The following is a 24,251-nucleotide window of genomic DNA, read 5'->3' as shown; positions in this document are numbered from 1 at the left end:
GGGGTTCAGGATTGAACCTCCTTCAGTTTTAGCGATAGCAGAGCACCACAGAGTCCAAGCCCCGACAATAGCAGAAGCATGCCGTCCGGGCCGATCAGCGTTGTCAGCAGGCCAAGAAATCCCGCACTCAGCAATAACAGACCGATGATGCTATTGCTTACGGCCACATAGTCCGTCCGTTTGTTGCCGCCGGCCATGTCCAGGACATAGGTTTTGCGGCCTACGCGGATCCCGCTATGGGCGATCCCCAGCACAAAGAATGCCGCAGGAAACAGCCACGGCTGTGCCGACGCAGGCAAGCTGCCCCACCAGTAAAGTCCAACTACTACCGGAGCCAGCAGGCTGGCCAGCAGGCCCGCGCGCGTCAGCACCTGGCGGCTCGACAGGTCAGCCATGCGGCCCCAAAACATGGAGCTCAGGCTGTTCGCCAGCCCATTGGCTACCAGAAATGCACCGAGCATGCTCAAGGAAGACTCAACCTCCTGGCCCAATACAACATAATACGGCGCTGATAAGGCAGAACAGAGCAGCAGCGCGCGGGTCAATACGAAGCGCCTGAAAGGCAAATCATCACGCATCAGACTAATCCGGCTCAGCGCCTCACGGATCGCACTGCCTCCGCCTTCGGTGGCTCCCGGGGTTTCCTCGACATGTTGATAGATAATGGCAGCGACGATCCAGAGCATCGACGAGCCAACCAGCAGCAACGCGTAGAACAGCACGTTGTCATCCGCAGGCGGGCGCAGCATCAGATACACACCGAATACCAGTGCCAGAGTACCTGCCACAGTAGAGGCCATCCCATGCATTCGGCCGCGCCGGGTCTTGGGTATCGTCTTGCCCATCACGTCCTTGATTGCGACCGAACAGACGCTGCGGGCCAGACTGAACAGCGCCAGACAGCCTAGGATCAACAGGCCGGCCAACCAGCCTTCGGTCAGCCATGCCGCGGCTCCCATCGCCAGCAACGCGGCCGCCTGCGCCAGACTGCCGATGACCCACAAAGGCTTGCGCAGGGGCTGTTGGCGTATATAGGTAGCAATGAAGAGTTGCGGCAGCATCGAGCCCGAATCACGGATAGGTACCAGCCAAGCAACCATAGCCGTCGGTGCGCCGACAATGCCCAGCAGCCAGGCCAGTGTGGTTTTGGGATTGGCCAGCGTATCGCCCAGCCCGGTCAGCACAATCGCGGCTACCTGACGGAAGAAGTTCGTTGGCACATTGCTGCAGGCCGCGTCGGGGATGTCCTTGCACACTCGCGTATCCTCCTCCTCGACCAGCTGGTCGTAAAGTCGGTCCATATCCGGTTGCAACGCCATGGCTAGATCCAATTTCAATAGTGAAAAGGGATTTTGCCGCACCCGTTTAAGCTTGGCCAGTGGTCGAATCGTGATCAGTAACAGGGTATTTCCGTGCAGGGGCTTCTCATTGGGGTACATAGCAGGTAAAAATGCGGTTTTATTTGGCACACATTCATCGCGGCTAAGCTTGCGCGATCCCTGTTGTAGCCTGTGACAGGCAATCGAATGCGACTGAAATGCATCAAGCTGGCGGGTTTCAAGTCCTTCGTGGACCCGACCACGGTATTCTTCCCGACCAATATGGGCGCTGTGGTCGGGCCGAATGGCTGTGGCAAATCCAATATCATCGATGCGGTACGCTGGGTGATGGGCGAAAGTTCGGCCAAGAACTTGCGCGGGGAGTCGATGACCGATGTCATCTTCAACGGCTCTAACAGCCGCAAGCCCGTTGGGCAGGCCACTATCGAGCTGATTTTCGACAACAGCGACGGCTCGCTCAAGGGTGAATACGCCAGCTACAACGAGATATCCATTCGCCGCCGAGTAACCCGCGAGGCGCAGAATCAGTACTATCTCAACGGCACCAAGTGTCGACGCCGCGACATTACCGATATTTTTTTAGGCACCGGTCTGGGCCCGCGCAGCTATTCGATCATCGAGCAGGGCATGATCTCCAAGCTGATCGAAGCCAAGCCCGACGAACTGCGGCTGTTCATCGAAGAGGCCGCGGGCATCTCCAAGTACAAGGAGCGTCGCCGCGAAACCGAGAACCGGATTCGTCGTACCCACGATAATCTCGCGCGCCTGACCGACCTGCGTGAAGAGCTTGAGCGCCAGCTTGCGCATTTGCAGCGCCAGGCTCAGTCAGCGGAAAAATACAAGGAATACAAGGCCGAGGAGCGCCAGCTCAAGGCTCAATTACAGGCTTTACGCTGGCAGGCACTGGATGCACAGACGGGAGAGCGCGAACATCGGGTGCGCGAGTTAGAGATAGCGATGGAAGCGCTGGTCGCCGAGCAGCGCAATGCCGATAGTGAAGTGGAAAAACAGCGTGACCAGCATGCGGACCTGACCGAAGCTTTCAATCAGGTACAGGCACGTTATTACAGTGTGGGCGCAGATATCAGCCGTATTGAACAGGTCTTGCAGTTCAATCGTGATCGCCAGCGCCAGCTGTACGATGATATCGACGAAACCGAGCTGGCCTGGCAGGAGGCGCAAAGCCACCTCAGTCAGGATCAGGCCCTGCTTGCCGATCTGCGCAACGAGCTTGCCGAGGTCGAGCCCGAGATGGAGATGGCCGGCGCGGCCGACGAAGATACCGCTGAGCAACTGCATACCGCCGAAGAAGCCATGCAGACCTGGCAGAGTGCATGGGACCAGTTCAACCAGCAGGCCGCTGCGCCGCGGCAACAGGCTGAGGTCGAACAATCGCGTATTCGTCATCTGGAACAGGCGATAGAGCGTCTCAGCGAGCGAATCCAGCGGCTTGAAGATGAAAGTAGTGGTTTGAGTTCCGGCCCGCTGGACGAAGAGCTGGCGGAGTTGACCGAACAGTTGGCCGAGATGGAGCTGCGCAGCGAAACCGAACAACAACAGCTGACAGATCTGAGCGACATGCTTCAGCAGGAACGCGAAACCCTGCATGCCCTGCACCAGGAGCGCGATATCCGTCGTGGAGAGATTCAGCGCCAGAACGGCCGGCTGGCCTCTCTTGAAGCGCTGCAGCAGGCCGCCCTTGATCAGGGGCAAGGCGTGCAGCAATGGTTAGGCGAGCAGGGTATGCAAGGCTTGCCGCAACTGGCTGGGCAACTGCAGGTCGACAGTGGCTGGGAACGGGCGGTGGAGACCGTGCTGGCCGATGACCTGCAGGCCGTCAGTCTGGATAATCTGGACAGCATGGCCGAGCGCCTGGGCAGCTTCGATAACGGAAGTTTGCGTTTGATCGAGGCTGGTCAGCCAGCTAACGATCTGAAAACTGTGGGTGGCGAGTTGTTGCTGGCCAAGGTGCATTGCACGCTCGACCTGTCCCCCTGGCTTGGCAACATACAGATCGCAGATACCTTGGAAAGCGCGTTGGCCAGTCGTAACGAGCTCGGCGATTATCAGTCCATCATTACCCCAGATGGCCACTGGTTGGGTCGCAACTGGCTGCGCTATCAGCGCGGTGAAGAGAGCCAGTCCGGTGTCCTTGCCCGTCAGCAGGAAATCGACGGCCTGCTGTTGAGCGTGGAAGAGCTGGAACAGCGTCTCGAACAGGACACCCTGCGGGTCGATGAACTGCGTGAAAGGATTCGCCAACTCGAGCAACAGCGCGATGGTTTGCAGCAGGGTCTGGCTAGCCAAAGCCGTGAGCAGGGTGATCTCAAGGCCCAGTGGTCGGCGCGTCAGGTCCGCCTGGAGCAGGTCAATGCGCGGCGCCAGCGCATCACTGATGACCTGGAGGATATCCGCGCTCAGCGCATTGAAGAGCAGGAGCAGATTGGCGAGGCGCGCATGACCTTGCAGGCCGCCCTAGATCACATGGCAGCCGATGCGGGTCAGCGCGAGGAACTGTTGCGCCAGCGCGATCAGGTCCGCGAGAAACTCGATCAGGCGCGCCAGCAAGCGCGTCAGCACAAGGACCGCATGCATCAGCTGGAGCTGCGAGTACAGTCACTGCGCGCCCAGCACGATTCCACCAGCCAGGGACTGGAGCGTCTGGGCGTTCAGGTTGAACGCCTGGGCGAGCGTCGCGAACAGCTGCGCATGACACTGGAAGACAGCCAGGCCCCCGGGGACGATCAACGCATCGAGCTGGAGACCCTGCTGGAGCAACGCGTGCAGGCAGAGCAGGAGCTCGGCAATGCGCGCCAGGCGCTAGAGGCCGTCGACCAGCAAATGCGCGATCAGGATCGACGCCGCGTCCAGGCCGAGCAACAGGCGCAGGTATTGCGCACCCAACTGGACGAACAGCGTTTGATCGCCCGCGACCTGCAAACCCGGGGTCAGGGTATGCAGGAGCAGTTACTCGAAGCAGGCTACGAGCTAAAGGCGGTACTCCAATTACTGCCCGGTGATGCCACCGAAGCGGTCTGGGAGCAGCAGCTGGCGCAATTGGACGCACGTATTCAGCGGCTGGGCACAATCAACCTGGCGGCTATCGACGAATACCAACAGCAGTCTGAGCGTAAACGCTACCTCGACGCACAAAATGCCGACCTCGAAGAAGCACTCAATACCCTTGAACAGGTTATCCGTAAAATTGATCGGGAAACCCGCAGTCGTTTCAAGGAGACCTTTGACAAGATCAACCATGGGCTGCAATCGTTATTTCCCAAGGTATTCGGTGGTGGTCATGCCTATCTTGAGCTGACTGGTGACGACCTTCTTGATACCGGCGTCACCATCATGGCGCGTCCGCCCGGCAAGAAGAACAGCACCATCCATCTTTTGTCGGGTGGCGAAAAAGCACTGACTGCCATCGCCCTGGTATTTTCCATTTTTCAGCTCAATCCCGCGCCGTTCTGTATGCTCGACGAAGTGGATGCGCCGCTGGATGACGCGAACGTCGGGCGTTATGCCCGACTTGTTAAAGAGATGTCGAAGAGAGTGCAATTCATTTACATTACGCATAACAAGATAGCGATGGAGATGGCCGATCAACTGCTCGGGGTAACAATGCATGAACCCGGTTGTTCTCGGCTTGTCACAGTTGATGTTGAAGAAGCAGCCGCTCTGGCGACGCTATAAAGTTGTGCCCGGGCATGCTAGTGTCAACGGTTAACATGTGTCAGCCAGACGGTTGACGTCAGTTCAGAATTTGTAGACAGGATCAGGATATTCATGGATTTCGGTTTGCGTGAGTGGCTTATCATTATTGGCCTACTGGTAATCGCAGGTATTCTGTTTGATGGGTGGCGCCGCATGGGCGGCCGATCACGGATCCGCTTCAAGCTTGAACGCAATCTCCAGGATTTGCCGGAAGAGGAAGACAGCAACGAATTGCTGGGGCCTCCACGTATACTTGGCCGCGAAGAGCGTGAAAGACAGGAGCGTGAAGAGCCCGATTTTGGCGATGATATGCCCATTCTCCCAGAAGCTGCCGACATCCGCGATGCGCATACCAGGCGCCAGCCTGAACAGGTGGGCCTGGATCTCGACGATCCAGTACCCGTTCTGCTCGACCCTGTGGCCGGTAATCAGCCCCAGGATAAGTCTGCACGCAAACCCAAGGCGCCTGGCGATAAAAAGGACATCGGCGGCGCCCAGGCCCGAAACGTGTCGGACAAAGAGCCCGTTGCAGTTCCCGCTCAGGTTCAGGAAGTACTGGTGATTAACGTAATTGCGCGCGACGAAGAAGGTTTCGCCGGCTCAGCCCTGCTGCAAAGCATTCTGGAAAGCGGTCTCCGCCACGGTGACATGGATATTTTCCATCGTCACGAGAGCATGAGCGGTAACGGCGATGTGCTTTTTTCCATGGCTAATGCGCTCAAGCCAGGGGTGTTTGATCTGGATGAGATGGATAATGATCGGGTCCGCGCTGTCAGCTTTTTCATGGGCCTACCAGGCCCACGTCACCCCAAACAGGCCCTGGATCTAATGATTGCAGCTGCCCGCAAGCTGTCCCATGAGCTTGGCGGCGACCTCAAGGATGAACAACGCAGCGTCCTGACTGCCCAGACCATCGAACATTACCGCCAGCGTATTGCCGAGTTTGAGCGCAAGCACTACACCCAGCGCCGTTGAAGGCCCGGTTTTAGATCTTCGCGGCGGCCCCGCCGCGAAGGGTCCGACCCCTCCGCTGAAGGCTCGGCCACTAACCCCATCATCCTTAAACACGCAACCCCTGACGGCCTCGTCGGCATTGGGTACAATCGTCACCAGACCTCAAACCGATACTCGCCATGACTCAAACCCAAAGCCCGGCTGCCCGCGTTATTGAATTGCGCGAACAGATTGACCTGCACAATCACCGCTATTACGTGCTCGATGAACCCTCGGTTCCCGATGCGGAATACGATCGGCTGTTCAACGAGCTTAGAGTTATCGAAGAGGCCCAGCCGGATCTGATCACCGCGGATTCGCCAACCCAGCGAGTGGGTGGATCGGCCTTGTCCGCGTTCGGAACGGTTAACCACGACGTACCTATGCTCAGCCTGGGTAACGCCTTCGACGAGCACAGCATGCGTGACTTCGATCGGCGTGTACGTGAAGGGCTGGATTTGCCCGCAGGGGATTTGTTTGGCGGCGGTGTTGGCGATGATGCACAGGTGGCGTACTGCTGCGAACCAAAGCTGGACGGTCTGGCGGTCAGTCTGCTCTATGAGAATGGTCAATTGGTGCGCGGTGCCACACGCGGTGATGGCAGTACCGGCGAGGACATCTCCAGCAACGTACGCACCATCCGTAATGTCCCGCTGAAGCTGCGCGGGGAAGGCTGGCCCGTCGTGCTCGAGATCCGCGGTGAGGTTTTTATCAACAAGGCTGGCTTTGAGGCTCTGAATGAGCGTGCCCGGGAAGCGGGTACCAAAACCTTTGCCAACCCGCGCAATGCTGCGGCCGGCTCCTTGCGGCAACTCGATCCCAGTATTACGCGCACACGTCCGCTGGAGTTCTGCTGTTACGGCATAGGGCAAGTAAATGGCGATCTGCCAGACACTCAGGTCGACATTCTGCACCAGCTCCGTGAATGGGGTCTGAGTATCAGTCCGGAACTTAAGCTCGCCGCAGGAGTGGATGAGTGCCTCGCCTACTACCGGGATATCGGCGAACGCCGGGCCCGTCTGGGTTACGAGATTGACGGCGTTGTATTCAAGGTCAACCAGTTGGCCTATCAGCGCGAGTTGGGTTTTCGCGCCCGCGAACCGCGCTGGGCGATTGCGCATAAATTCCCGGCGATGGAAGAGATCACCGAACTGCTTGATGTCGAATTCCAGGTGGGTCGCACCGGAGCAGTGACGCCGGTTGCGCGCTTGCGCCCGGTTCAGGTCGCCGGTGTCACCGTATCCAACGCCAGTTTGCACAATATGGATGAGGTCGCGCGGTTGGGACTGATGATTGGCGATAGTGTCATCATTCGCCGTGCTGGCGATGTGATCCCTCAGGTCATGCAGGTGGTGGCCGATCGTCGTCCGGCCGACGCGCGCGCTGTGGTAATTCCTCAGCACTGCCCAGTGTGCGGCGCGGATGTGGAGCGCACGCAGCTGGTCAAGCGCGGCAGAGGCCGGGAAACCATCAGCGAGGGTGCGGTCTATCGTTGCGTCGGTCGGCTGACCTGTCAGGCACAGCTCAAACAGGCGATCATCCATTTTGTCTCCCGCCGTGCACTGGATATCGATGGGCTGGGTGAGAAGATTGTCGAGCAACTGGTTGATACCGGTCTCGTCAGCTCGCCTGCCGATCTGTATCTGTTGATCTACCAGCAGGTGTTGGCGCTGGAAGGGTTTGCGGATATATCCACGCAAAACCTGCTTGGCGCCATTCAGGACAGCAAGCAACCCACCTTGGCGCGGTTTATTTATGCGCTGGGTATACCCGATGTCGGCGAGGAAACGGCCAAGTTATTGGCTCGTTCGCTGGGATCCCTGGAGCGTATTAGTGAGGCTTTGCCGGAGGTGCTGGTGTACCTGCCGGACGTAGGCGCCGAAGTCGCTCATGAAATTCACGCGTTCTTTGCTGACGCGCACAATAAGATGGTCATCGGCCAGTTATTGCAGCGCGGACTTGTATTGCAGGAGGAAGGTGACCTCAACCCGGAGCTGGCCGCCAGCGTCAGTCTTGCAGAATTTGTTACCCGTCTGGAGATACCCGGTGTCGCAAAAACCGGGGCGCAGCGGCTGGCTACCTTTTTCAAGAGCCTGGATACCATCATGACCGCCGACTGGCTCGAATTGAAAAGGGTAGAGCGCTTCAGCGAAAAGGCCCAGACAGGGCTGCGCGACTATATTGCCGATGCCGAGAACCGCGAGCGTGTGCTGAAGATCGAGCAGCAGCTCAAGGCCTTCGGTATGCACTGGGATAGCCCGCGTGCCGAGAAAAGCGCAGGGATGCCGCTGGATGGCCAGACCTGGGTGCTCACCGGCGCCCTGGAAACCTTTTCCCGGGATGTCGCCAAGGATTATCTGGAAAGCCTGGGAGCTAAAGTGGCCGGTAGCGTGTCGGCAAAAACCCATTGTGTGGTAGCCGGGCCTGGCGCGGGAAGCAAGCTGGCGAAGGCGGAGCAGCTCAATGTGTTGGTGCTGGATGAACAAGGCCTGCTGGATCTGTTGTCGCGTCACGGAATCACGCCATGACACCAGAGGCCATGGCGCAGCATCGGGCCCCACGAGTATGGTTTTTCTGGCTGGTAGTAGCTGTCCTGTTTGTCTGCCTGCTGTTACCCGCAGCATATGGTCTGCGCGCCTATCGCGATACCTTCGTCCAGCAAGATCAACGGGCAACCCTGGAGCTCGGTAATCGTTTACGCGTGCTCCTGGAGTCAGAAGTCAATAATGAAGCTTTTTTGGCGACCAGCGTCGAATTCTATATCGTGGCCCGTGAAGGGAATCTGGATTCGACTGAGATACAGAAAATCCTCGCACTGGTGTTTAAGCGTGGTCGTCATTTTCGCAATATTGGCATTGCGCCCGATAACCGAATTGCCTGGGTTTTCCCGGTGGTTGGCAATGAGGCAGCTATCGGTCTGAACTATCCTGATATGCCTGAGCAGTGGCCGGCCATACAGCAAATAATGGCCACTGGGGAGGGACGTATGAGTGGTCCCCTCGAATTGGTTCAGGGGGGGCAGGGGCTGATTTACCGCTCACCGATTTTTATCAATGATACCTATTGGGGTCTGCTCAGCACGGTTATCGATGCTGACAGCCTATTTGATCTGTTGCTTTCGACATCAGGCGAGTTGGCTCCAGTGCTGGCGCTCCGCCATATGGGCGAGGACGGTGTGCCCGGCAAAGTATTTTTCGGTATCCCGGAGAATTTTGAGCAACCTTTGGCGCTGTTGCCGGTACGGGTGCCGGGCGCACAATGGCAAATGGCGGTGAACTCACCGGCCTACTCGCCAATACGGTTGGGTTGGTACCGTGCTTTTGCGACGCTGTTTGTCTTGTTTGTAGCCATAATGCTTGGCCTGCTGTTGCGACTAATATGGCAACGCAATTTGCTTGACCAGCTTGATTCGCAGGTCAAGGTGCGCACGGCCGAGTTGCGCCAGAGTCACGACCTCATGGACTCTGTGTTCTACGCTGCAAGCTCCTTCGCGATTATTGCAACGGATGCCGAAGGCATCATCACGGTGTTCAACAAGGGTGCCGAGCGCATGTTGGGGTATCAGGCGCAGGAGATCGTAGGTAAACAACGGCCGGGTTGTTTTTTGCTGGCCGAGGAGGTGCGCAAGCGCGCGCACCAGATGGCCACAGAGCTAGGCCGCCCGTTGAAAGGTGATGAGGTGTTTACGCTGCGTGCGCAACAGGGCATCGAAGAAGTCCTGTTGATGCACTACAAGTGCCGTGATGGACATGTGATACCGGTGCAGGTCGTTCTCAGCATGATCAAAAGTCCTGCTGGAGAGATTCAAGGTTACTTGGGTATCGCTGAGGACATATCAGAGAGACTGCGCAACGAAACACTGAAAAATCAGTTCATTTCTACCGTCAGTCACGAATTACGCACGCCCTTGACTGCGATCAGTGGCGCTATCAGTCTTGTGAAATCGGGCGTTGTGGGGCCCGTGCCAGATACGTTGCAGCCCATGCTGGGGATTGCTTACAGCAACAGTCAGCGGTTGGCGCAACTGGTTAACGATTTATTGGATGTGGAAAAGTTGATGGCCGGTCGTATGACCTTGTACCCTGCGCGTCATTCGGTTGCCGAGCTGATCCGCGCCACCGTGGCGAACGTGCAGGGTATGGCCGATCAGCAACAGGTCGGGCTTGTGATTGCTCTGGCCGGCGAGGCCTATATCCATGTCGACGCATCACGTTTCCAGCAGGTTTTGACCAATTTGCTCAGTAATGCCATCAAATTCTCACCGGTGAATGGTCGGGTTGAAATTGATATGGCGCCATCGGCAGCGAGTGTCCGCATTACTGTGAGCGACCAGGGCCCCGGGATACCATCAAGCTTTTATTCGCATATTTTTGAGCGGTTTGCCCAGGCAGATGCTGGTGACAACCGTCAGCAGGCCGGCACGGGATTGGGTTTGGCGATCAGCAAGGAGCTGACAGAACAAATGAACGGGCATATTGGCTTTCAGCCCGGCCTGAGCCGTGGCAGTTGTTTCTGGGTAGAATTTCCGATGTGCGAGGCTACTGCAGGTGTTTAATGGTCTTGCGCCCGGTATTGTACTGGCGCCGATGGAAGGTCTGGTTGATCCGCCCATGCGCGATATTCTTACCCGCATTGGTGGTATCGATCGCTGTGTCAGTGAGTTCATCCGTGTGACCGATACGGCGCTCAACATGTCCACTGTGGAGCGCTTCATACCGGAGATGCATCACGGCTGGAAAACCCCTGCAGGCGTGCCGGTTCACCCGCAATTGCTTGGTTCGGATCCGTATTGGTTGGGGGTCAATGCCGCGCAAATGGCAGAGTGGGGTGCGCCGGCAGTGGATCTGAATTTCGGTTGCCCAGCCAAGACGGTGAATCGCCATGGTGGTGGCGCCAGTCTGCTGCGCGAGCCCGATGTGCTCGCACAGATCGTGGCCGCCGTGCGCGCCGCTACACCAGCGCATATTCCGGTCACCGCTAAAATGCGCCTAGGCTATAGCGATACCAGTCTGACCCTGGATTGCGCCCGGGCCTTGGCCGAATCAGGCGCGGCAGAAATTGCCGTGCATGCGCGGACGAAAATGGACGGCTACAAGCCACCGGCTCACTGGGAGTGGATAGAGCGCATTCGTGAGACGGTTGCGGTTCCGGTGATTGCCAACGGCGAAGTCTGGACGCTGGACGATTACCAACGCATTCGTGAGCTCAGCGGCTGCACGGCGGTTATGATCGGCCGCGGACTGGTGGTGCGTCCTGACCTGGCCCGACAGATTCGTCGTCATCAGGCGGGCACCGCGCTCAATCCGATGAGTTGGCAAGACCTGCAGCCCTGGCTTGCGGACTTCTTCATTCAGACCCGCGGCCGCATGATCGACAGACACTCGCCGGGGCGAATCAAGCAATGGTTGTCGCTGTTGACTCGCAGTTACCCCCAGGCCCAGACGCTGTTCGATCAATTGCGTCGCGAGACCAGTCCGGATCCGATCAGTCTTCGGCTGCAAGGGGAATCAGTCGCGGCATAATCGCGTTACTGCTCTCCCGCTCCTTTGGCTGATCAGTCCAGCCTATGACGGCGCATAAAGCTCAGGTCCAGATGGTCTTTCCACATACCAAAAAGGCGTCCGCCGGCGCTCCAGCGATCATAGCTCAGCAGGGCGCCGCCATCGGCCGTGGCCAGCAGCACCAGCGAGCGAGGCTGGGGCTGATATGCCACTAACGGGGTTCCCGCAAGCAGCGCCGGTATACTCTCGCTCAGCACCGCCCCCTGGCGGACCGCATACACGCCTGAGTGAGGTGTGCCAGGCTGGCTGGCACAGTCTCCGCTCGCCAGTACCTCTGGGTGGCTTTCACTGCGAAGCGTCCCGGCTACCCGAATGAATCCCGCTGCATCACACGCCAGACCCGAGTCGATCTGCCATGGCTGGGGCGACGCACCGGTGGCAATGACCAGCGCGTCGGCCGTTTGTACCCGTTGTTCCTTGCTCATCAGCCAGCCGTCAGCAACGCGATCAATTCGAGTATTAGCGCGTAACTCGATTCCCCGTCTGTTCAAAAAGTGTTGTGCGCGTCTAGCCAGGTCTGGTGCGTAGCCGCTTAGCAACTCACCTCCACAGATCAATGACAGCTGCGCCCGGGGCAAACTCTTTTGCAAGGCCAACGCGAGCTCGAAGGCTGCTGCGCCACCGCCCAGCACCGCCAGTTGCATCGGTTCGCTTTGATCACGCCATGCGTGCCAGTGCGCGGTGAATCCGGCAAAGGGCTTTGCCGGAACAACCTGCACACAGGCGTCTTTCAACTCCGGTTGAGGCGGGACAGAGCCCACGTTCAGCGAGAGGTAGTCATACTGCAGGCCACGGCCGTCGGCCAGTGTCATTGTGCGGTTATCCGCATCCAGTTGGGCAATTTCGCCAATCATCAGATCAACGCCACAGGCCTTACAAAGGGGCGCCAGATCGATCGCGCACTCGTCTTCACTGAAGCGGCCGGCGATCAGGCCGGGCATCATCCCCGAATACCATGCCCGCGAGGTAGGGCTGAGCAATAGCGTGCCTGCTGGGGGGCGGAAGCCATCGTCTATCCAGCGGCGCATGGCGACTAGGTGAGCATGGCCAGCGCCAGCGAGGATAAGGGCGTGTCGAGAGGGGGTCATGGTTGTCCAATGGTTATAAAAAATGGGCTTTTGCAGCATCGCGATAGCCCGGGTTGATGCAGACGCATCTTCGTGGATGATAGCTATAATCGAAATCGCCTTTCGCTCTGCGGACCTGATAATCTCTTTTCTGCAGTTTCCTAGCTTTAACGGAGTGAGTGTGCCTAATAACAATAGCCTTTATCCCACCTCAGGTCGCGCCTGGGCTACCGTCCTTATTTTGCTCTTGTGTTACATCCTGTCCTTTATCGATCGTCAGATTCTGAACCTGTTGGTGGGACCTATTCGTGCTGATCTGAATATTTCCGACACCCAGATGAGCCTGTTGATGGGTCTGTCATTTGCAATTTTCTACGTCGTCTGCGGTATCCCGCTGGGGCGCATCGCCGACACAAAAAACCGCAAAGGTTTGATCGGTGCCGGGGTATTCGTATGGAGTCTGATGACTGCCGCCTGCGGTCTGGCTAATCAATATTGGCACTTCGTGATTTTCCGCATCGGTGTCGGTGCCGGCGAAGCCGCCCTGTCGCCCGCTGCCTATTCCATCATGGCCGATAGCTTCCCGCCAGAAAAACGCGCCACGGCCATCAGTGTTTACTCCATGGGTATCTACCTGGGCGCCGGCATCGCGTTTCTGCTTGGCGGCATCGTGGTCACCTTTGCTTCCAATCAGGGCGACACGGTCTTGCCACTGCTGGGCACTATCCGGCCCTGGCAGATGATTTTTCTGATCATCGGTGGCGCTGGCATTGCCTTCTGCTTCGTCCTGCTGGCGCTCAAGGAGCCGGTGCGCAAGGGTATTGGCGCCGGCATCAGCGTTCCGGTCAAGGATGTTGGCGCTTACCTGTTGAGTATCCGCAAGACGGTCATCTGCCATAACGTCGGCTTTGCCTTTCTGTCATTCGCTTCCTACGGCGCATCGGCCTGGATACCCACCTTCTTCATTCGTACCCACGGTCTGACCGCGGGCGAGGTAGGCATTATCTATGGTTCCATCGTCGCGGTGGCCGGCTCTTTGGGTATTGTCTTCGGTGGACGCCTGGCAGATTTCTGGGCACGCAAGGGCCACAAGGACGCCAATATGCGCGTCGGTCTGCTCGCAGCGGTGCTCACCTTGCCGTGCAATGTGGTCTTTCTGCTCGGCGATCTGAACATGGTCTGGGCACTGATGGTTTTCAACGTATTTACCATAGCGATGCCCTTTGGCGTTGCGCCGGCAGCGATACAGGAAGTCATGCCCAATGCCATGCGCGGTCAGGCCTCGGCGATCTATCTGTTCGTCGTCACCCTGATTGGCCTGGGCATTGGCCCAACTGCCGTGGCCCTGGTGACCGATTACGGCTTTGGCGATGACATGGCGATACGCTATTCTCTGTTCATCGTGGCCAGCGTGGCGACATCCGCTGCCATCGTGTTGTTGTGGATGGGTCTCAAACCCTATCGAGAAAGCCGGTTGACGCTCGAGCAGTGGGGCGCAAGGCAGCCTATAGAAAGTTGATACAGCAATGATCGCCCGGTCAGGCCGGGCGCTTTATTTTGATGATTTTGAAACAGGAGCTTCATCATGACTGACGCAGTTATCGTATCTACCGCGCGTACCGCACTGGGCAAGTCCTACCGCGGCGCACTGAATAACACCCACAGTGTCGACATGGCTGGCTATGTCATCGAACATGCCGTCAAGCGCGCGGGCATTGATCCGTCTCTGGTCGAAGATTGCATCCTCGGCGCAACGTTCCACGAAGGTGCTCAGGGCAAGAACATGGCGCGGCTGGCGGCTATCCGTGCTGGCCTGCCGGTGACCACCGCCGGTATGTCGATCAACCGTTTCTGTAGTTCCGGTTTACAGTCCATCGCGATCGCCGCCCAGCGCGTTGTCAGCGAAAAGATCCCCGCCATCGTCGCCGGCGGTGTCGAGTCCATCAGCCTGTGCCAGAACGAAAAACTGAATATGTTCCACGGCACTAACGAGTGGATCAAGAACAACAAGCCTGATCTGTACATGTCCATGATCGAAACCGCTGACATCGTCGCTTCACGCTACAACGTCAGCCGTGAATCCCAGGACGAGTACTCCCTGATCAGTCAGCAGCGTACTGCGGCAGGCCAGGAAAGCGGCAAGTTTGACGACGAGATCGTGCCGTATCTGGTCAAGATGCTGGTCAAAGACAAGGAAACTGGCGAAGTCAGCGAGAAGGAAGTCAACCTGGTCAAGGACGAGTGCAACCGCCCAAGCACCACCCTCGAAGGCCTTCAGGGTCTGCAGCCTATCCGCGGTCCAGAACACTTCATCACCGCCGGTAACGCCAGCCAGCTGTCTGACGGCGCGTCCGTTTGCGTCGTCATGAACAGTACCGCCGCAGAACAGCAGAACGTCGAGCCTATCGGTATCTTCCGCGGCTTCAGTGTCGCCGGTTGCGAGCCCGACGAGATGGGTATTGGCCCGGTCTTCGCCATACCGCAACTGCTCAAGCGCAACGGTCTGACCATGGATGATATCGACCTGTGGGAACTTAACGAAGCCTTTGCCTCCCAGGTTGTCTACTGCCGCGACAAGCTGGGCATCCCGATGGAAAAGCTCAACGTCAACGGCGGCTCCATCTCCATCGGCCACCCCTACGGCGTCACCGGATCGCGTCAGACTGGTCACATACTGATCGAAGGCAAGCGCCGCGGCGCCAAGTACGTGGTCGTCACCATGTGCATCGGCGGCGGCCAGGGTGCTGCAGGTCTGTTCGAAGTCCTGTAACGCTGAGCGATTGGCTACAAACAAACCCGGGTCTGCTCACGCATTCCCGGGTTTTTTGATAGCTCTCGGACGTCTCTTCATCGCTCGTCATTCCCGCGCACGCGAAAGCCGCAAACACAATGCACAAACCCGCTGTCTCAATCCCGATAATGGATCCCCGCGCACGCGGGAACCCATTTTGACTTAATGCAACATCAACAAAACCACCTGTTATCGGACCTTGCGGAATGTCAGGTTGTATCGCATAGGCCCCGTCGTAGGGTGCTCAGCGCGTTTCCCCAGGGGGGCAACACCGTGGAAGAACAAACGGCTCGCGCCGCCCCAGACAACAACGTCGCCGTGCTCAAGTTTCCAGCCTGCGGCCTTGTCGGTCCTGGCTGTACCGCCAAACAAGAAGCGAATCGATGCACCCAGGGATACAGAGACGATGGGTGCGGCCATGTCGTCTTCATCCTTGTCCTGGTGCAGCCCCATCCGTGCCCCTGTGGTATAGCGGTTGATCAGGCAGGCGTCCGGTTCAAAGTGCTCGTAGCCGCCGGCTGCAGCGGCTTCCATGGCTATCTGTCGTAGCAGTGCTGGCATTGCTGGCCACGGACGGTCTGTCAGTGGATCGGTTGAACTGTAACGGTAGCCCTGCCGATCTGTTACCCACCCCAGATCACCGCAACTGCTCATGGCGGCTGACATGACATGCCCGCCGGGGGTGGTCTGGTGCCGGAAGGGTGCCTGGCTGGCGACCTGTTGAATGGCGTTGATTAACTGCTCCGCTTCGCTCAGCACGAACCCGCGCAGTAACCAGGCGCCGTCGGCAATGGGCTTGGGTGCAGCAGGAAGGCTTTCGGCAAAGAGATCGTCAGTGGGGGACATTTGGTGGCTCCAAATTGCGAGGTTCTATACAGATATTACCCCGAATCGCGGCAGGAGCGCCGGCCCCTGCGCGAAGAAGCCGGCTCGGTCTATCAGACCTTCATGCCGGGCAAATTCAGCGATGCGGTATTGCCGCCATCTACTGCCAGGGCCTGACCGGTGACATAGCTGGCATCGTCACTGGCGAGAAACGCGATGGCTCCGGCAAGCTCTTCGGGTCGGCCATAGCGACGTAACTCGCAACGTGCGCCCAGCTTTTGTTCCTTGTCATTGGCGCGGGCATAATCAAACACCGGCTTGGTCATGCCTGTTTCGATCAGACCCGGACAAACCGCATTGACGCGAATATTGTGGCTGCCCAGATCGCAGGCGCTGGTCATGGTGAAATTGATCACGGCCGCTTTGGAGGCGCTATACGCATTGCCGCCCGCGCCTGAGCGAATGCCGGCCACCGATGCGGTATTCACAATCGCACCCTTGCCCTGCTTTTCCATCTGGCGAGACGCATATTTGGTAAACAGCATAACGCCATATAGATTCACGCTGATGATCTGCTGCCAGGTTTCCAGATTCTGGTCCTGCACCGTGCCGTAGTCGCCCCCGGCAATACCTGCGTTATTGCACAGCACATCAAGTTGACCGTAATGGCTGATTGTTTCAGCAACGCAAAGCTCAACCGCCGCTTCGTCGGACACGTCCAGCATACGCAACAGTACTTCAGCGCCAGCAGGCAGCTGGTCACGGGTGTGCTGCAGCCCTTCTTCGCTGCGATCAACCAGCATCAGGCGCGCACCCTCAGTGGCCATACGGATGGCCGTGGCCCGGCCGATGCCGCTGCCGGCACCGGTGATCAGCACTACCTTGTTCTCGAATCGTTGCATGGTGTTCTCCTGTTATGGGCTGCACGTGGCAAGCCTACCTTGGCGGGTTTACGTTTTTTTGAGTTAATGGTCGATACTCGGCTCGTTGTCTTTGCTGTCAGCCGCTGTTTCGCTGCGTGGCTTGATGCCTAGCTTGCTCGACATGGCCTCGGCGTCTATCTGCCAACTGGCGATTTCCCGCTCGAAGCGCAGCGGCGATATGCTGATGCGGTTAGCGCGCAGTGCACCGACATCCGTGTCCAGCCCGGTGATGCGCTCGGTCTGGCGCTCAAAGCCGAGCCAGAAGTAAGGTATGTCGCGGGTATCACGGCGGGATTCGATATTGATGCCTCCGATGCTGCCGGCACGCGCTCGGCAGGTTGCCACGCCAGTGACCTGATCAGCCGGGCAGGCTGGAAAGTTGACGTTCATGGCGCAATCGTCGGGCCAACCTTTTTCGAGCAACTGCTGGACTACGCCCGGACCAAACTGACGGACGCTATCCCAATGCATCTCATCACCCTTGTGATACGCCAGAGACAGAGCAATCGCCGGGATGCCCATCAGCGTCGCAGTGAGTGCGCCGCCTATAGTGCCGGAGTAGGCTACCGAATCGCTGATGTTGGCGCCGGCGTTAACGCCCGACAGCACCAGATCGGGCGGCTCCGGCATCAGTTCGCCGACGGCCAGCAGAACGCAGTCACTCGGGGTGCCACTGACACTCAATCGCCGTTCACCCATATGGTGCACCCGCAACGGGGAGTGCAGGGTGATGGACATGGACACGCCGCTCTGGTCCAGGTCCGGCGAGATGATCCAGACTTCCTCGGCGATCTGGTGGGCGATCTCTTCCATCACCTTCAGACCTGGCTCGCGCCAACCATCGTCGTTGGTCAGTAATACGCGTTTGATCGGTTTGGACATGGGGTTTCCCGTTGTTGAGTGAATCGAATATCTGCTGTCTGGGCGTTGCCGAGTGCTTAACTGGACCCTTCGCCGCGGGGCCGCGGCTCCTACCGACCCTGGGATATTTCCCAGCCGCGCTCGGCGAGCAGGCCGGCGCGCTTACCGACTTCCAGCGCGTCGGCATTACTGGCGTTGCCTTGCAGCGCGCGGTGGTAAACGCCCTGCACAATGGCCGCGAGGCGGAACAGGGAGAAGGCAACAAAGAAATTCCAATTCGGGATTTCGTTGCGGCCGGTGTATTGGCAATACCAATCCAGTACCTGTTGCTCTTCGGGTAGACCCATGCTCTTCAGATCTTCTCCGAGCATACCCTTGACCCCGTCCATGCCAGCCGGCAGGTGGTAGGGCAGGCAGCAGTAGGCCAGATCAGATAGGGGGTGGCCCAGGGTGGCCAGTTCCCAGTCAAGAATAGACACAACCCTGGGCTCCGTGGGATGCAGGATCAGGTTGCCAACGCGGAAGTCGCCATGGGCGATAGTCGTCTCGTCCTTGTCCGGCATGTTGTCCGGCAACCAGGCCATCAGCTTGTCCATCGCGGGCATCTCACCCGTGCGGCTGGCTTCAAATTGACCGCTCCAGCGCTTGATCTGCCGCGGAATATAACCCTCAGCCTTGCCGTAGCTCTCCAGGCCGACGGCTTTCCAGTCCACGTTGTGCAGCTTGGCCATGGTCTCGATCATCGAGTGGTAGATTGGCTCGCGCTGGCTCTTGTCGACCGCCTCAAGCAGCGGCTGAGTGTGTACGCGGCCTTCCACGTATTCCATGATGTAAAACGCGGTACCGATGATGTCAGGGTCTTCACACAGGAGTTCCGCCTTCGGCACGGGCACGTCAGTGGCACCCAGTGCGTTGATTACCTGAAACTCGCGTTCGACCATGTGCGCCGAGGGCAGCAACTTGCCCGGTGGTTTCTTGCGCAGTACGTAGCGTTTGCCGCCGATTTCCAGCAGATAGGTCGGATTGGACTGTCCGCCCTGGAATTGCTTGACGTTCATGCCCGCGTCCGCGCCAGGCAGGCGACCGGTGAGGTATTGGGTGAGGCGATCTTGGTCGAACTGGTGTGCGGGTAATACGTCAATCAGGATAGCTTCGCTCATCTGCAGGGAACCTGTTATTGGAATCGTTGATGAAGAGTAGCGGTATTTTGATCTTCAGGCCTAGAACTCACAGCCTTACAAATATCGGCTCATTTCCAGCTTGGCTATTGTGCCCAGGTGGACTTCGTCCGGGCCGTCGGCCAGGCGCAATGTGCGAGCTTTGGCGTAAGCGGAGGCGAGGAAAGTATCCTGGCATACGCCGGCCGCGCCGTGCACCTGGATAGCGCGATCGAGTACGTTGCATAGCATGGTCGGCGCGACAGCCTTGATCATCGCGATCTGTTGACGCGCTACCTTGTTGCCGAACTGATCCATGCTGCGTGCGGCCATAATGGTCAGCAGACGGGCCTGGTCGATTTCGCAACGGGACTTGGCAATGTTTTCCGAGGTGCTGCCATGCTTGTACAGCGGCTTACCAAAGGCAACACGATCGGCAGCGCGGCGGCACATGGCTTCCAGTGCGCGTTCGGCAACACCGATGCTGCGCATGCAATGGTGAATCCGGCCTGGCCCGAGACGACCCTGGGCAATCTCGAAACCACGGCCTTCGCCCAGCAACATACTGGAGACGGGCACCCGTACGTTCTCATACTTGATTTCGGCGTGACCGTGGGGCGCGTGGTCGTAGCCGAACACGTGCAGATCGCGCACGATAGTCACACCGGGCGCGTTCAGTGGCACCAGGATCATGCTTTGTTGCAGGTGCTTGGGCGCCTCGGGATTGCTTTTGCCCATTACGATCGCGATCTTGCAGCTGTCGGCCATGGCGCCGGAAGACCACCACTTGGTGCCGTTGATCACGTACTCATCGCCTTCGCGGCGAATTTCGCACTGAATGTTGGTCGCGTCGGAGGAGGCCACGTCGGGTTCGGTCATCGAGAAGCACGAACGAATCTCGCCGGCCAGCAACGGCTTCAGCCACTGCTCTTTTTGCTCTTCGTTGCCGTAGCGTTCAATGGTCTCCATGTTGCCGGTGTCCGGCGCGCTGCAATTGAACACCTCTGGGGCGATAGAGGAGCGGCCCATTATCTCGCACAGGTGACCGTATTCTTCATTGTTCAGGCCGGCGCCACGTTCGCTGTGGGGCAGAAACAGGTTCCATAGACCCTGGCTTCTTGCCTTGGCCTTGAGCTCTCCGAGGATGGGTGGAGCGCCCCACTTGTTCTGTTTTACCTGCTCGTAAAACAGCTTTTCATTAGGGTAGATATGCTCATCCATGAAGCTTTCGATCTGTTGTTTCAAATCCTGGACACGGGGGCTCAGTTCAAACATGGTCAATCCTTGTCTGGTCGGGTGCGAAGATGGTTGGGCTGTTGAAGGCAGTGGAGCACTTCTTCATCGCTCGACCATATAGTCACGGATCAGCAAGTGAAACTATGTCCCCGGATTGGAATGGATGCGCATAAACAGGTGTGATGATAACGCTGGGGTACTATCAGCTCAGAATGACTCGGGATGAAGTAACTCAGTGAAGCGAGGCAGGTCAGCCGGCTCATCGAGATCCCACAAAGTGGGCCCGAGCCAGAGTGTCAGACCGGCATTCGCCAGTCGTAGCTGGGTGTCGGTGAGCACGTTTTCATGGCTCCAGGCCATTGCAGTAAAAGGAGCAGGATGGGGCGCGCGCTGAGCAATTAACACATAGCCGCCGTCTTCGCTGGGGATGATCGCTGTATCCTGAGTATCCAAAGCATGGTTGGCGTCGATCAGGTGCTGGCAACCGAGCAGCGGACAGTCAGTACCGATCAGCAACGCACCGCCTGGGTAATCGGCCAGCGCCTTGGCCATACGCTCGCCAAGATCCATGCCCTTTTGCGTGCGAAGAATCAGTTGGTGATCATCAGCCAGCGCCCGCATAAAGGGATGCTCGGTATCCGGTGCACAATACAGATAGCGCTCGCCCGGCCAGTTGCGGGTGTTTTCAAGCGTATGGCGCAGCAGCTTGCTATAGAGTTCGCAAGCACCCTCTGGACCCAGTGCTGGGATCAGACGCGTTTTCACCGTGCCCGCAACAGGGGCCTTGGCGAAGATGATCAGTGGCCGGAAAACGGTTGCGGTCATGGCAAACTCAGTGGGTGTTCGAACGTGCAGGGTAATACTTTTTCGCCAACCGAGCAGGTGATACGCCCAACCAATACTGCAGACGCAGCCACCACATGAACGCCATGGTTCGGAGCACACCGTTTTGTTGCCAGCGCCGGCTGGAGGTGGTCAGAGGCTGGCGAATGCAGGCTGCAGGACCTGTGCGATTAAGTCGGCTGGTGAATTCAATATCTTCCATCAACGCTATATCAGCGTAACCGCCCAGTTGGTGAAACAGGTCACGCCGCACGAAAATCGCCTGATCGCCTGTGCAGATGCCGGTCAAGCGAGAGCGGTGGTTCATCATCCATGCGATTAGTTTGAGGGCGGGTGATGAGGGTGCTAGCTCAACGTTAAACCGGCCCCATTGGTGTTGGGTGGGGAGGTCATTATCCCCGCGAGCGCGGGGCTCCATCACCTTTCTTATCATCCCCACAAACCCCGCAGGCAGCAGCGTATCCGCATGCAAAAAAAGCAACACCTCACCACCCGCCTGCGCCGCTCCTGCATTCATCTGCCTGGCGCGTCCGGGCAGGGAAGTGATTGCGTGATCTGCCAGCGGTCCGGCCAGTTCCAGGGTGCCTTCTGTGCTGCCCCCATCCACCAGAATGATTTCCAACTCGTCGCGCAGCGCTTGCAGCGGCATCAATACTTGCACAATACCCGCGGCTTCATTGCGGACGGGTATGACCACCGACAGCCAGGGCATTTAGCGTCCCAGGCGCCAGCGGTGAAAGCGTGCCACCCATTGCAGCAACTTTTCCGGCTGGTGGGCACGCTTCCATTCGCCTGCTGCAAACTTGTTCGCTTCGCTCATGGTCGGGTAGGTGTGGATGGTGCCCAGAATCTTGTTCAGGCCCAGCTTGTGCTTCATCGCCAGTACGTATTCGGCTAGCAGTTCGCCGCCGTGCGCGGCGACAATGGTCACGCCCAGGATTGTATCCTTGCCCGGTACTGTGAGTACTTTCACATATCCTTCGGCAACCTGATCGGCAATGGCGCGGTCCAGATCATCGATGTTGTAGCGGGTGACCTCGTACTTCACCTCAGTGTCTTTTGCATCCTGCTCGGTCAAGCCGACGCTGGCGACTTCCGGATCGGTGAAAGTCACCCGCGGTATCACCCGATAATCCACCTTGAAGCGTTTGAAGGTGCCGAACAGCGCGTTGACTGCCGCATACCAGGCCTGGTGCGCGGATACGTGGGTGAACTGATAGGGCCCGGTCACATCGCCTACGGCATAGATGTTGGGGTAACGGGTGGCCAGATACTCATTGGTTTCCAGGGTGCCGTTGCCGCGTTTGACCAGTTCCAGTGTCTCGATACCGTAACCATCGGTATTGGCTTTGCGGCCGACGGCGACCAGTACCGCGTCGAACGGGATGATGACTTCTTCGTCGGTCTCCAGATTGCGGGTTATCAACTGTTCTTGACCGTCCAACTGCTCGAACCGCTCTGCGTCATGTTGCAGGCGCAGGTCCACGCCCTCCGCGCGCAAGGTATTCATGATCAGTTCGGCTGCGTCGGGGTCTTCCTTGGAGAGCAACCTAACACCACGCTCTACCTGAATAACCTGGCTGCCGAGGCGCTGGAATGCCTGTGCCAGCTCGCAGCCAATGGGGCCGCCACCCAGAATCAGCAGCCGCTTGGGTTGTTCGCGCAGGCCCCAGAGGGTATCGGAATTATACGCATTGGCCTTGTCCAGCCCTGGAATGGGCGGCATGAAGGGGCGGGCGCCGGCGGCGATGATAATGTTACGGGTGGTCAGTGTTTGGCCGTTCACTTCGACTTCCCAGGGCGAGGTAATAGTCGCAGCGCCCTTGTGTACTTCCACTCCCAGCTCGGTATAGCGTTCGACGGAATCGTGGGGCTCGATGTCGCCAACTACCCGCTGGATGCGATCCATCACCCGGGTAAAGTTTACGCTGGCACTGGCCTCGTTGTAGCCCAACGCGTGGGCGCGATTGATCTCGGCAGCCAGCTTTGCCGACCGAATCAAGGCCTTTGACGGCACGCAGCCGGTGTTCAGGCAGTCGCCGCCCATGGCATGTTTTTCGATCAGACTGACGTTAGCTTTCACTGCCGCTGCAATATAGGCGCTCACCAGGCCGCCACTGCCGGCACCGATGACCACCAGATTGCGATCAAAATGCGCAGGTTTGTTCCAGCCCTTGTATACGCGGCGTGCCTTGACCATATCCAGACCCTTGCGGGCGATCAGCGGGAACAGACCGAGCAGCACAAAGGCGCCGAGCAAGTCAGGTGAGAGGATGCCGCCAAGGGATTCCAATTCCGCCAGCTGGCGGCCGGCATTCACGTACACCAGAGTGCCAGGCAGCATGCCAATCTGGCTCACCCACCAATACGTGCTGGCCTTGATGCGTGTCAGGCCCATCGCCAGGTTGATCAGAAAAAACGGAAATGCGGGCACCAGACGCAAGGCAAACAGGTAGAAGGCGCCCTCGCGTTCGACCCCCTCATTGATTGCCTTGAGCCTGCTACCGAAACGCGCCTGCACCCAGTCGCGCAGCAAAAAGCGGCTGATCAGCATCGCCAGAGTGGCGCCCAGCGTGGATGCAAAGGACACGATCAGCAAGCCCCAGCCCAGTCCGAACAGGGCGCCGCCGAGGAGTGTTAACAGGGCCGCGCCGGGTAAAGACAGGGCCGTTACCAGTATGTAGAGACCAAAGAAAAAGCCTCCGGCCAGCCAGGGGTTGGCGCTGACCTGTGCGTTCAGCGCCTGCTGCTGGGCCTTGATCCCCTCAAGACTGAAGAACTGATTGAGGTCGAACACGAAGAAACTCGCGACCAACGCGGCGATGACGAGTAGAACAATGATCTTGCCGGCTTTCATGGTGCGAGTACTCCTGACGGTAAAAAAGGTGACTGAACTCAGCGCAGATAGAGTTCGGTCAGACGTTCGTAGCGCTGGCGGTT

General features: G+C 58.3%; 17 protein-coding genes. 7 read left to right on the top strand and 10 right to left on the bottom strand.

All coding sequences use genetic code 11. The features are described from left to right. Positions 1 to 5 precede the first annotated feature (5 nt). Positions 6 to 1,319: an MFS transporter gene (locus ACJAXR_RS00085; protein ID WP_415056217.1), complete on the bottom strand. Its 1,314-nt coding sequence runs from the start codon at positions 1,317 to 1,319 to the stop codon at positions 6 to 8. 207 nt (positions 1,320 to 1,526) lie between these two features. On the opposite strand from ACJAXR_RS00085, the gene smc reads away from it, so the two are divergent. From smc to ACJAXR_RS00060, 5 genes are all read left to right on the top strand, one after another. Next, on the top strand, positions 1,527 to 5,033 hold the full coding sequence (smc, locus tag ACJAXR_RS00080) for a chromosome segregation protein SMC (RefSeq protein ID WP_415056216.1): 3,507 nt from the start codon (positions 1,527 to 1,529) through the stop codon (positions 5,031 to 5,033). Between the two features lie 93 nt (positions 5,034 to 5,126). After that, positions 5,127 to 6,029 carry a cell division protein ZipA gene (zipA, locus tag ACJAXR_RS00075; protein ID WP_415056215.1) on the top strand — a complete coding sequence of 301 codons (903 nt, stop codon included), beginning with the start codon at positions 5,127 to 5,129 and terminating at the stop codon, positions 6,027 to 6,029. A 158-nt stretch (positions 6,030 to 6,187) separates the two neighbouring features. Then, positions 6,188 to 8,575: an NAD-dependent DNA ligase LigA gene (gene ligA / locus ACJAXR_RS00070; protein ID WP_415056214.1), complete on the top strand. Its 2,388-nt coding sequence runs from the start codon at positions 6,188 to 6,190 to the stop codon at positions 8,573 to 8,575. Continuing rightward, a complete protein-coding gene (locus ACJAXR_RS00065; protein WP_415056213.1) occupies positions 8,572 to 10,602 on the top strand; it encodes an ATP-binding protein in 2,031 nt (676 codons plus the stop codon). The genes ligA and ACJAXR_RS00065 overlap by 4 nt, the downstream gene beginning before the upstream one ends. 31 nt (positions 10,603 to 10,633) lie before the next feature. Then, positions 10,634 to 11,569 carry a tRNA dihydrouridine synthase gene (locus ACJAXR_RS00060; RefSeq protein WP_415056939.1) on the top strand — a complete coding sequence of 312 codons (936 nt, stop codon included), beginning with the start codon at positions 10,634 to 10,636 and terminating at the stop codon, positions 11,567 to 11,569. Between the two features lie 32 nt (positions 11,570 to 11,601). Here ACJAXR_RS00060 and ACJAXR_RS00055 read toward each other — a convergent pair whose 3' ends face one another. Next, the gene (locus tag ACJAXR_RS00055; RefSeq protein WP_415056212.1) at positions 11,602 to 12,696 is read right to left on the bottom strand and encodes an FAD-dependent oxidoreductase; all 1,095 of its coding nucleotides are present in this window, start codon (positions 12,694 to 12,696) and stop codon (positions 11,602 to 11,604) included. A gap of 160 nt (positions 12,697 to 12,856) precedes the next feature. Here ACJAXR_RS00055 and ACJAXR_RS00050 point away from each other — a divergent pair, with 160 nt between their 5' ends. Together ACJAXR_RS00050 and ACJAXR_RS00045 are read left to right on the top strand one after the other, a co-directional pair. Then, positions 12,857 to 14,194 carry a spinster family MFS transporter gene (locus ACJAXR_RS00050; protein WP_415056211.1) on the top strand — a complete coding sequence of 446 codons (1,338 nt, stop codon included), beginning with the start codon at positions 12,857 to 12,859 and terminating at the stop codon, positions 14,192 to 14,194. Between the two features lie 66 nt (positions 14,195 to 14,260). Then, positions 14,261 to 15,445 carry an acetyl-CoA C-acyltransferase gene (locus ACJAXR_RS00045; RefSeq protein WP_415056210.1) on the top strand — a complete coding sequence of 395 codons (1,185 nt, stop codon included), beginning with the start codon at positions 14,261 to 14,263 and terminating at the stop codon, positions 15,443 to 15,445. 210 nt (positions 15,446 to 15,655) lie between these two features. Here ACJAXR_RS00045 and alkB read toward each other — a convergent pair whose 3' ends face one another. From alkB to ACJAXR_RS00005, 8 genes are all read right to left on the bottom strand, one after another. Beyond that, a complete protein-coding gene (gene alkB, locus ACJAXR_RS00040; RefSeq protein ID WP_415056209.1) occupies positions 15,656 to 16,312 on the bottom strand; it encodes a DNA oxidative demethylase AlkB in 657 nt (218 codons plus the stop codon). 92 nt (positions 16,313 to 16,404) lie between these two features. Beyond that, entirely contained in the window at positions 16,405 to 17,193 is a 789-nt protein-coding gene (locus tag ACJAXR_RS00035; RefSeq protein ID WP_415056208.1) for an SDR family NAD(P)-dependent oxidoreductase, read from the bottom strand. A 63-nt stretch (positions 17,194 to 17,256) separates the two neighbouring features. After that, complete coding sequence (gene surE, locus ACJAXR_RS00030; protein ID WP_415056207.1) at positions 17,257 to 18,096, bottom strand: 5'/3'-nucleotidase SurE; 840 nt, start codon at positions 18,094 to 18,096, stop codon at positions 17,257 to 17,259. A gap of 89 nt (positions 18,097 to 18,185) precedes the next feature. Continuing rightward, on the bottom strand, positions 18,186 to 19,235 hold the full coding sequence (locus ACJAXR_RS00025; protein ID WP_415056206.1) for a phosphotransferase: 1,050 nt from the start codon (positions 19,233 to 19,235) through the stop codon (positions 18,186 to 18,188). 75 nt (positions 19,236 to 19,310) lie between these two features. After that, complete coding sequence (locus ACJAXR_RS00020) at positions 19,311 to 20,507, bottom strand: acyl-CoA dehydrogenase family protein (protein ID WP_415056205.1); 1,197 nt, start codon at positions 20,505 to 20,507, stop codon at positions 19,311 to 19,313. 168 nt (positions 20,508 to 20,675) lie between these two features. Then, a complete protein-coding gene (locus ACJAXR_RS00015; RefSeq protein WP_415056204.1) occupies positions 20,676 to 21,293 on the bottom strand; it encodes a TIGR04282 family arsenosugar biosynthesis glycosyltransferase in 618 nt (205 codons plus the stop codon). A 7-nt stretch (positions 21,294 to 21,300) separates the two neighbouring features. Continuing rightward, the gene (locus tag ACJAXR_RS00010; protein ID WP_415056203.1) at positions 21,301 to 22,023 is read right to left on the bottom strand and encodes a TIGR04283 family arsenosugar biosynthesis glycosyltransferase; all 723 of its coding nucleotides are present in this window, start codon (positions 22,021 to 22,023) and stop codon (positions 21,301 to 21,303) included. Then, positions 22,024 to 24,168, bottom strand: a complete 2,145-nt coding sequence (locus ACJAXR_RS00005; RefSeq protein ID WP_415056202.1) for an FAD-dependent oxidoreductase — start codon at positions 24,166 to 24,168, stop codon at positions 22,024 to 22,026. Positions 24,169 to 24,251 lie beyond the last annotated feature (83 nt).

Origin of the sequence: Halopseudomonas sp. (assembly GCF_047631575.1) — a bacterium.
In the GTDB taxonomy this organism is placed as follows: domain Bacteria; phylum Pseudomonadota; class Gammaproteobacteria; order Pseudomonadales; family Pseudomonadaceae; genus Halopseudomonas.
This window is presented reverse-complemented; position numbering and strand designations above follow the sequence as displayed.

What these genes read in the sequence shown, in the direction of transcription:
- ACJAXR_RS00005 (WP_415056202.1), bottom strand. Translation starts at nt 24,168, where the DNA reads ATGAAAGCCGGCAAGATCATTGTTCTACTCGTCATCGCCGCGTTGGTC.
- ACJAXR_RS00045 (WP_415056210.1), top strand. Translation starts at nt 14,261, where the DNA reads ATGACTGACGCAGTTATCGTATCTACCGCGCGTACCGCACTGGGCAAG.
- ACJAXR_RS00015 (WP_415056204.1), bottom strand. Translation starts at nt 21,293, where the DNA reads ATGACCGCAACCGTTTTCCGGCCACTGATCATCTTCGCCAAGGCCCCT.
- ACJAXR_RS00055 (WP_415056212.1), bottom strand. Translation starts at nt 12,696, where the DNA reads ATGACCCCCTCTCGACACGCCCTTATCCTCGCTGGCGCTGGCCATGCT.
- ACJAXR_RS00035 (WP_415056208.1), bottom strand. Translation starts at nt 17,193, where the DNA reads ATGCAACGATTCGAGAACAAGGTAGTGCTGATCACCGGTGCCGGCAGC.
- ACJAXR_RS00085 (WP_415056217.1), bottom strand. Translation starts at nt 1,319, where the DNA reads ATGGCGTTGCAACCGGATATGGACCGACTTTACGACCAGCTGGTCGAG.
- ACJAXR_RS00010 (WP_415056203.1), bottom strand. Translation starts at nt 22,023, where the DNA reads ATGCCCTGGCTGTCGGTGGTCATACCCGTCCGCAATGAAGCCGCGGGT.
- ACJAXR_RS00025 (WP_415056206.1), bottom strand. Translation starts at nt 19,235, where the DNA reads ATGAGCGAAGCTATCCTGATTGACGTATTACCCGCACACCAGTTCGAC.
- ACJAXR_RS00020 (WP_415056205.1), bottom strand. Translation starts at nt 20,507, where the DNA reads ATGTTTGAACTGAGCCCCCGTGTCCAGGATTTGAAACAACAGATCGAA.
- ACJAXR_RS00065 (WP_415056213.1), top strand. Translation starts at nt 8,572, where the DNA reads ATGACACCAGAGGCCATGGCGCAGCATCGGGCCCCACGAGTATGGTTT.
- surE (WP_415056207.1), bottom strand. Translation starts at nt 18,096, where the DNA reads ATGTCCAAACCGATCAAACGCGTATTACTGACCAACGACGATGGTTGG.
- alkB (WP_415056209.1), bottom strand. Translation starts at nt 16,312, where the DNA reads ATGTCCCCCACTGACGATCTCTTTGCCGAAAGCCTTCCTGCTGCACCC.
- smc (WP_415056216.1), top strand. Translation starts at nt 1,527, where the DNA reads ATGCGACTGAAATGCATCAAGCTGGCGGGTTTCAAGTCCTTCGTGGAC.
- ACJAXR_RS00060 (WP_415056939.1), top strand. Translation starts at nt 10,634, where the DNA reads ATGGAAGGTCTGGTTGATCCGCCCATGCGCGATATTCTTACCCGCATT.
- ligA (WP_415056214.1), top strand. Translation starts at nt 6,188, where the DNA reads ATGACTCAAACCCAAAGCCCGGCTGCCCGCGTTATTGAATTGCGCGAA.
- zipA (WP_415056215.1), top strand. Translation starts at nt 5,127, where the DNA reads ATGGATTTCGGTTTGCGTGAGTGGCTTATCATTATTGGCCTACTGGTA.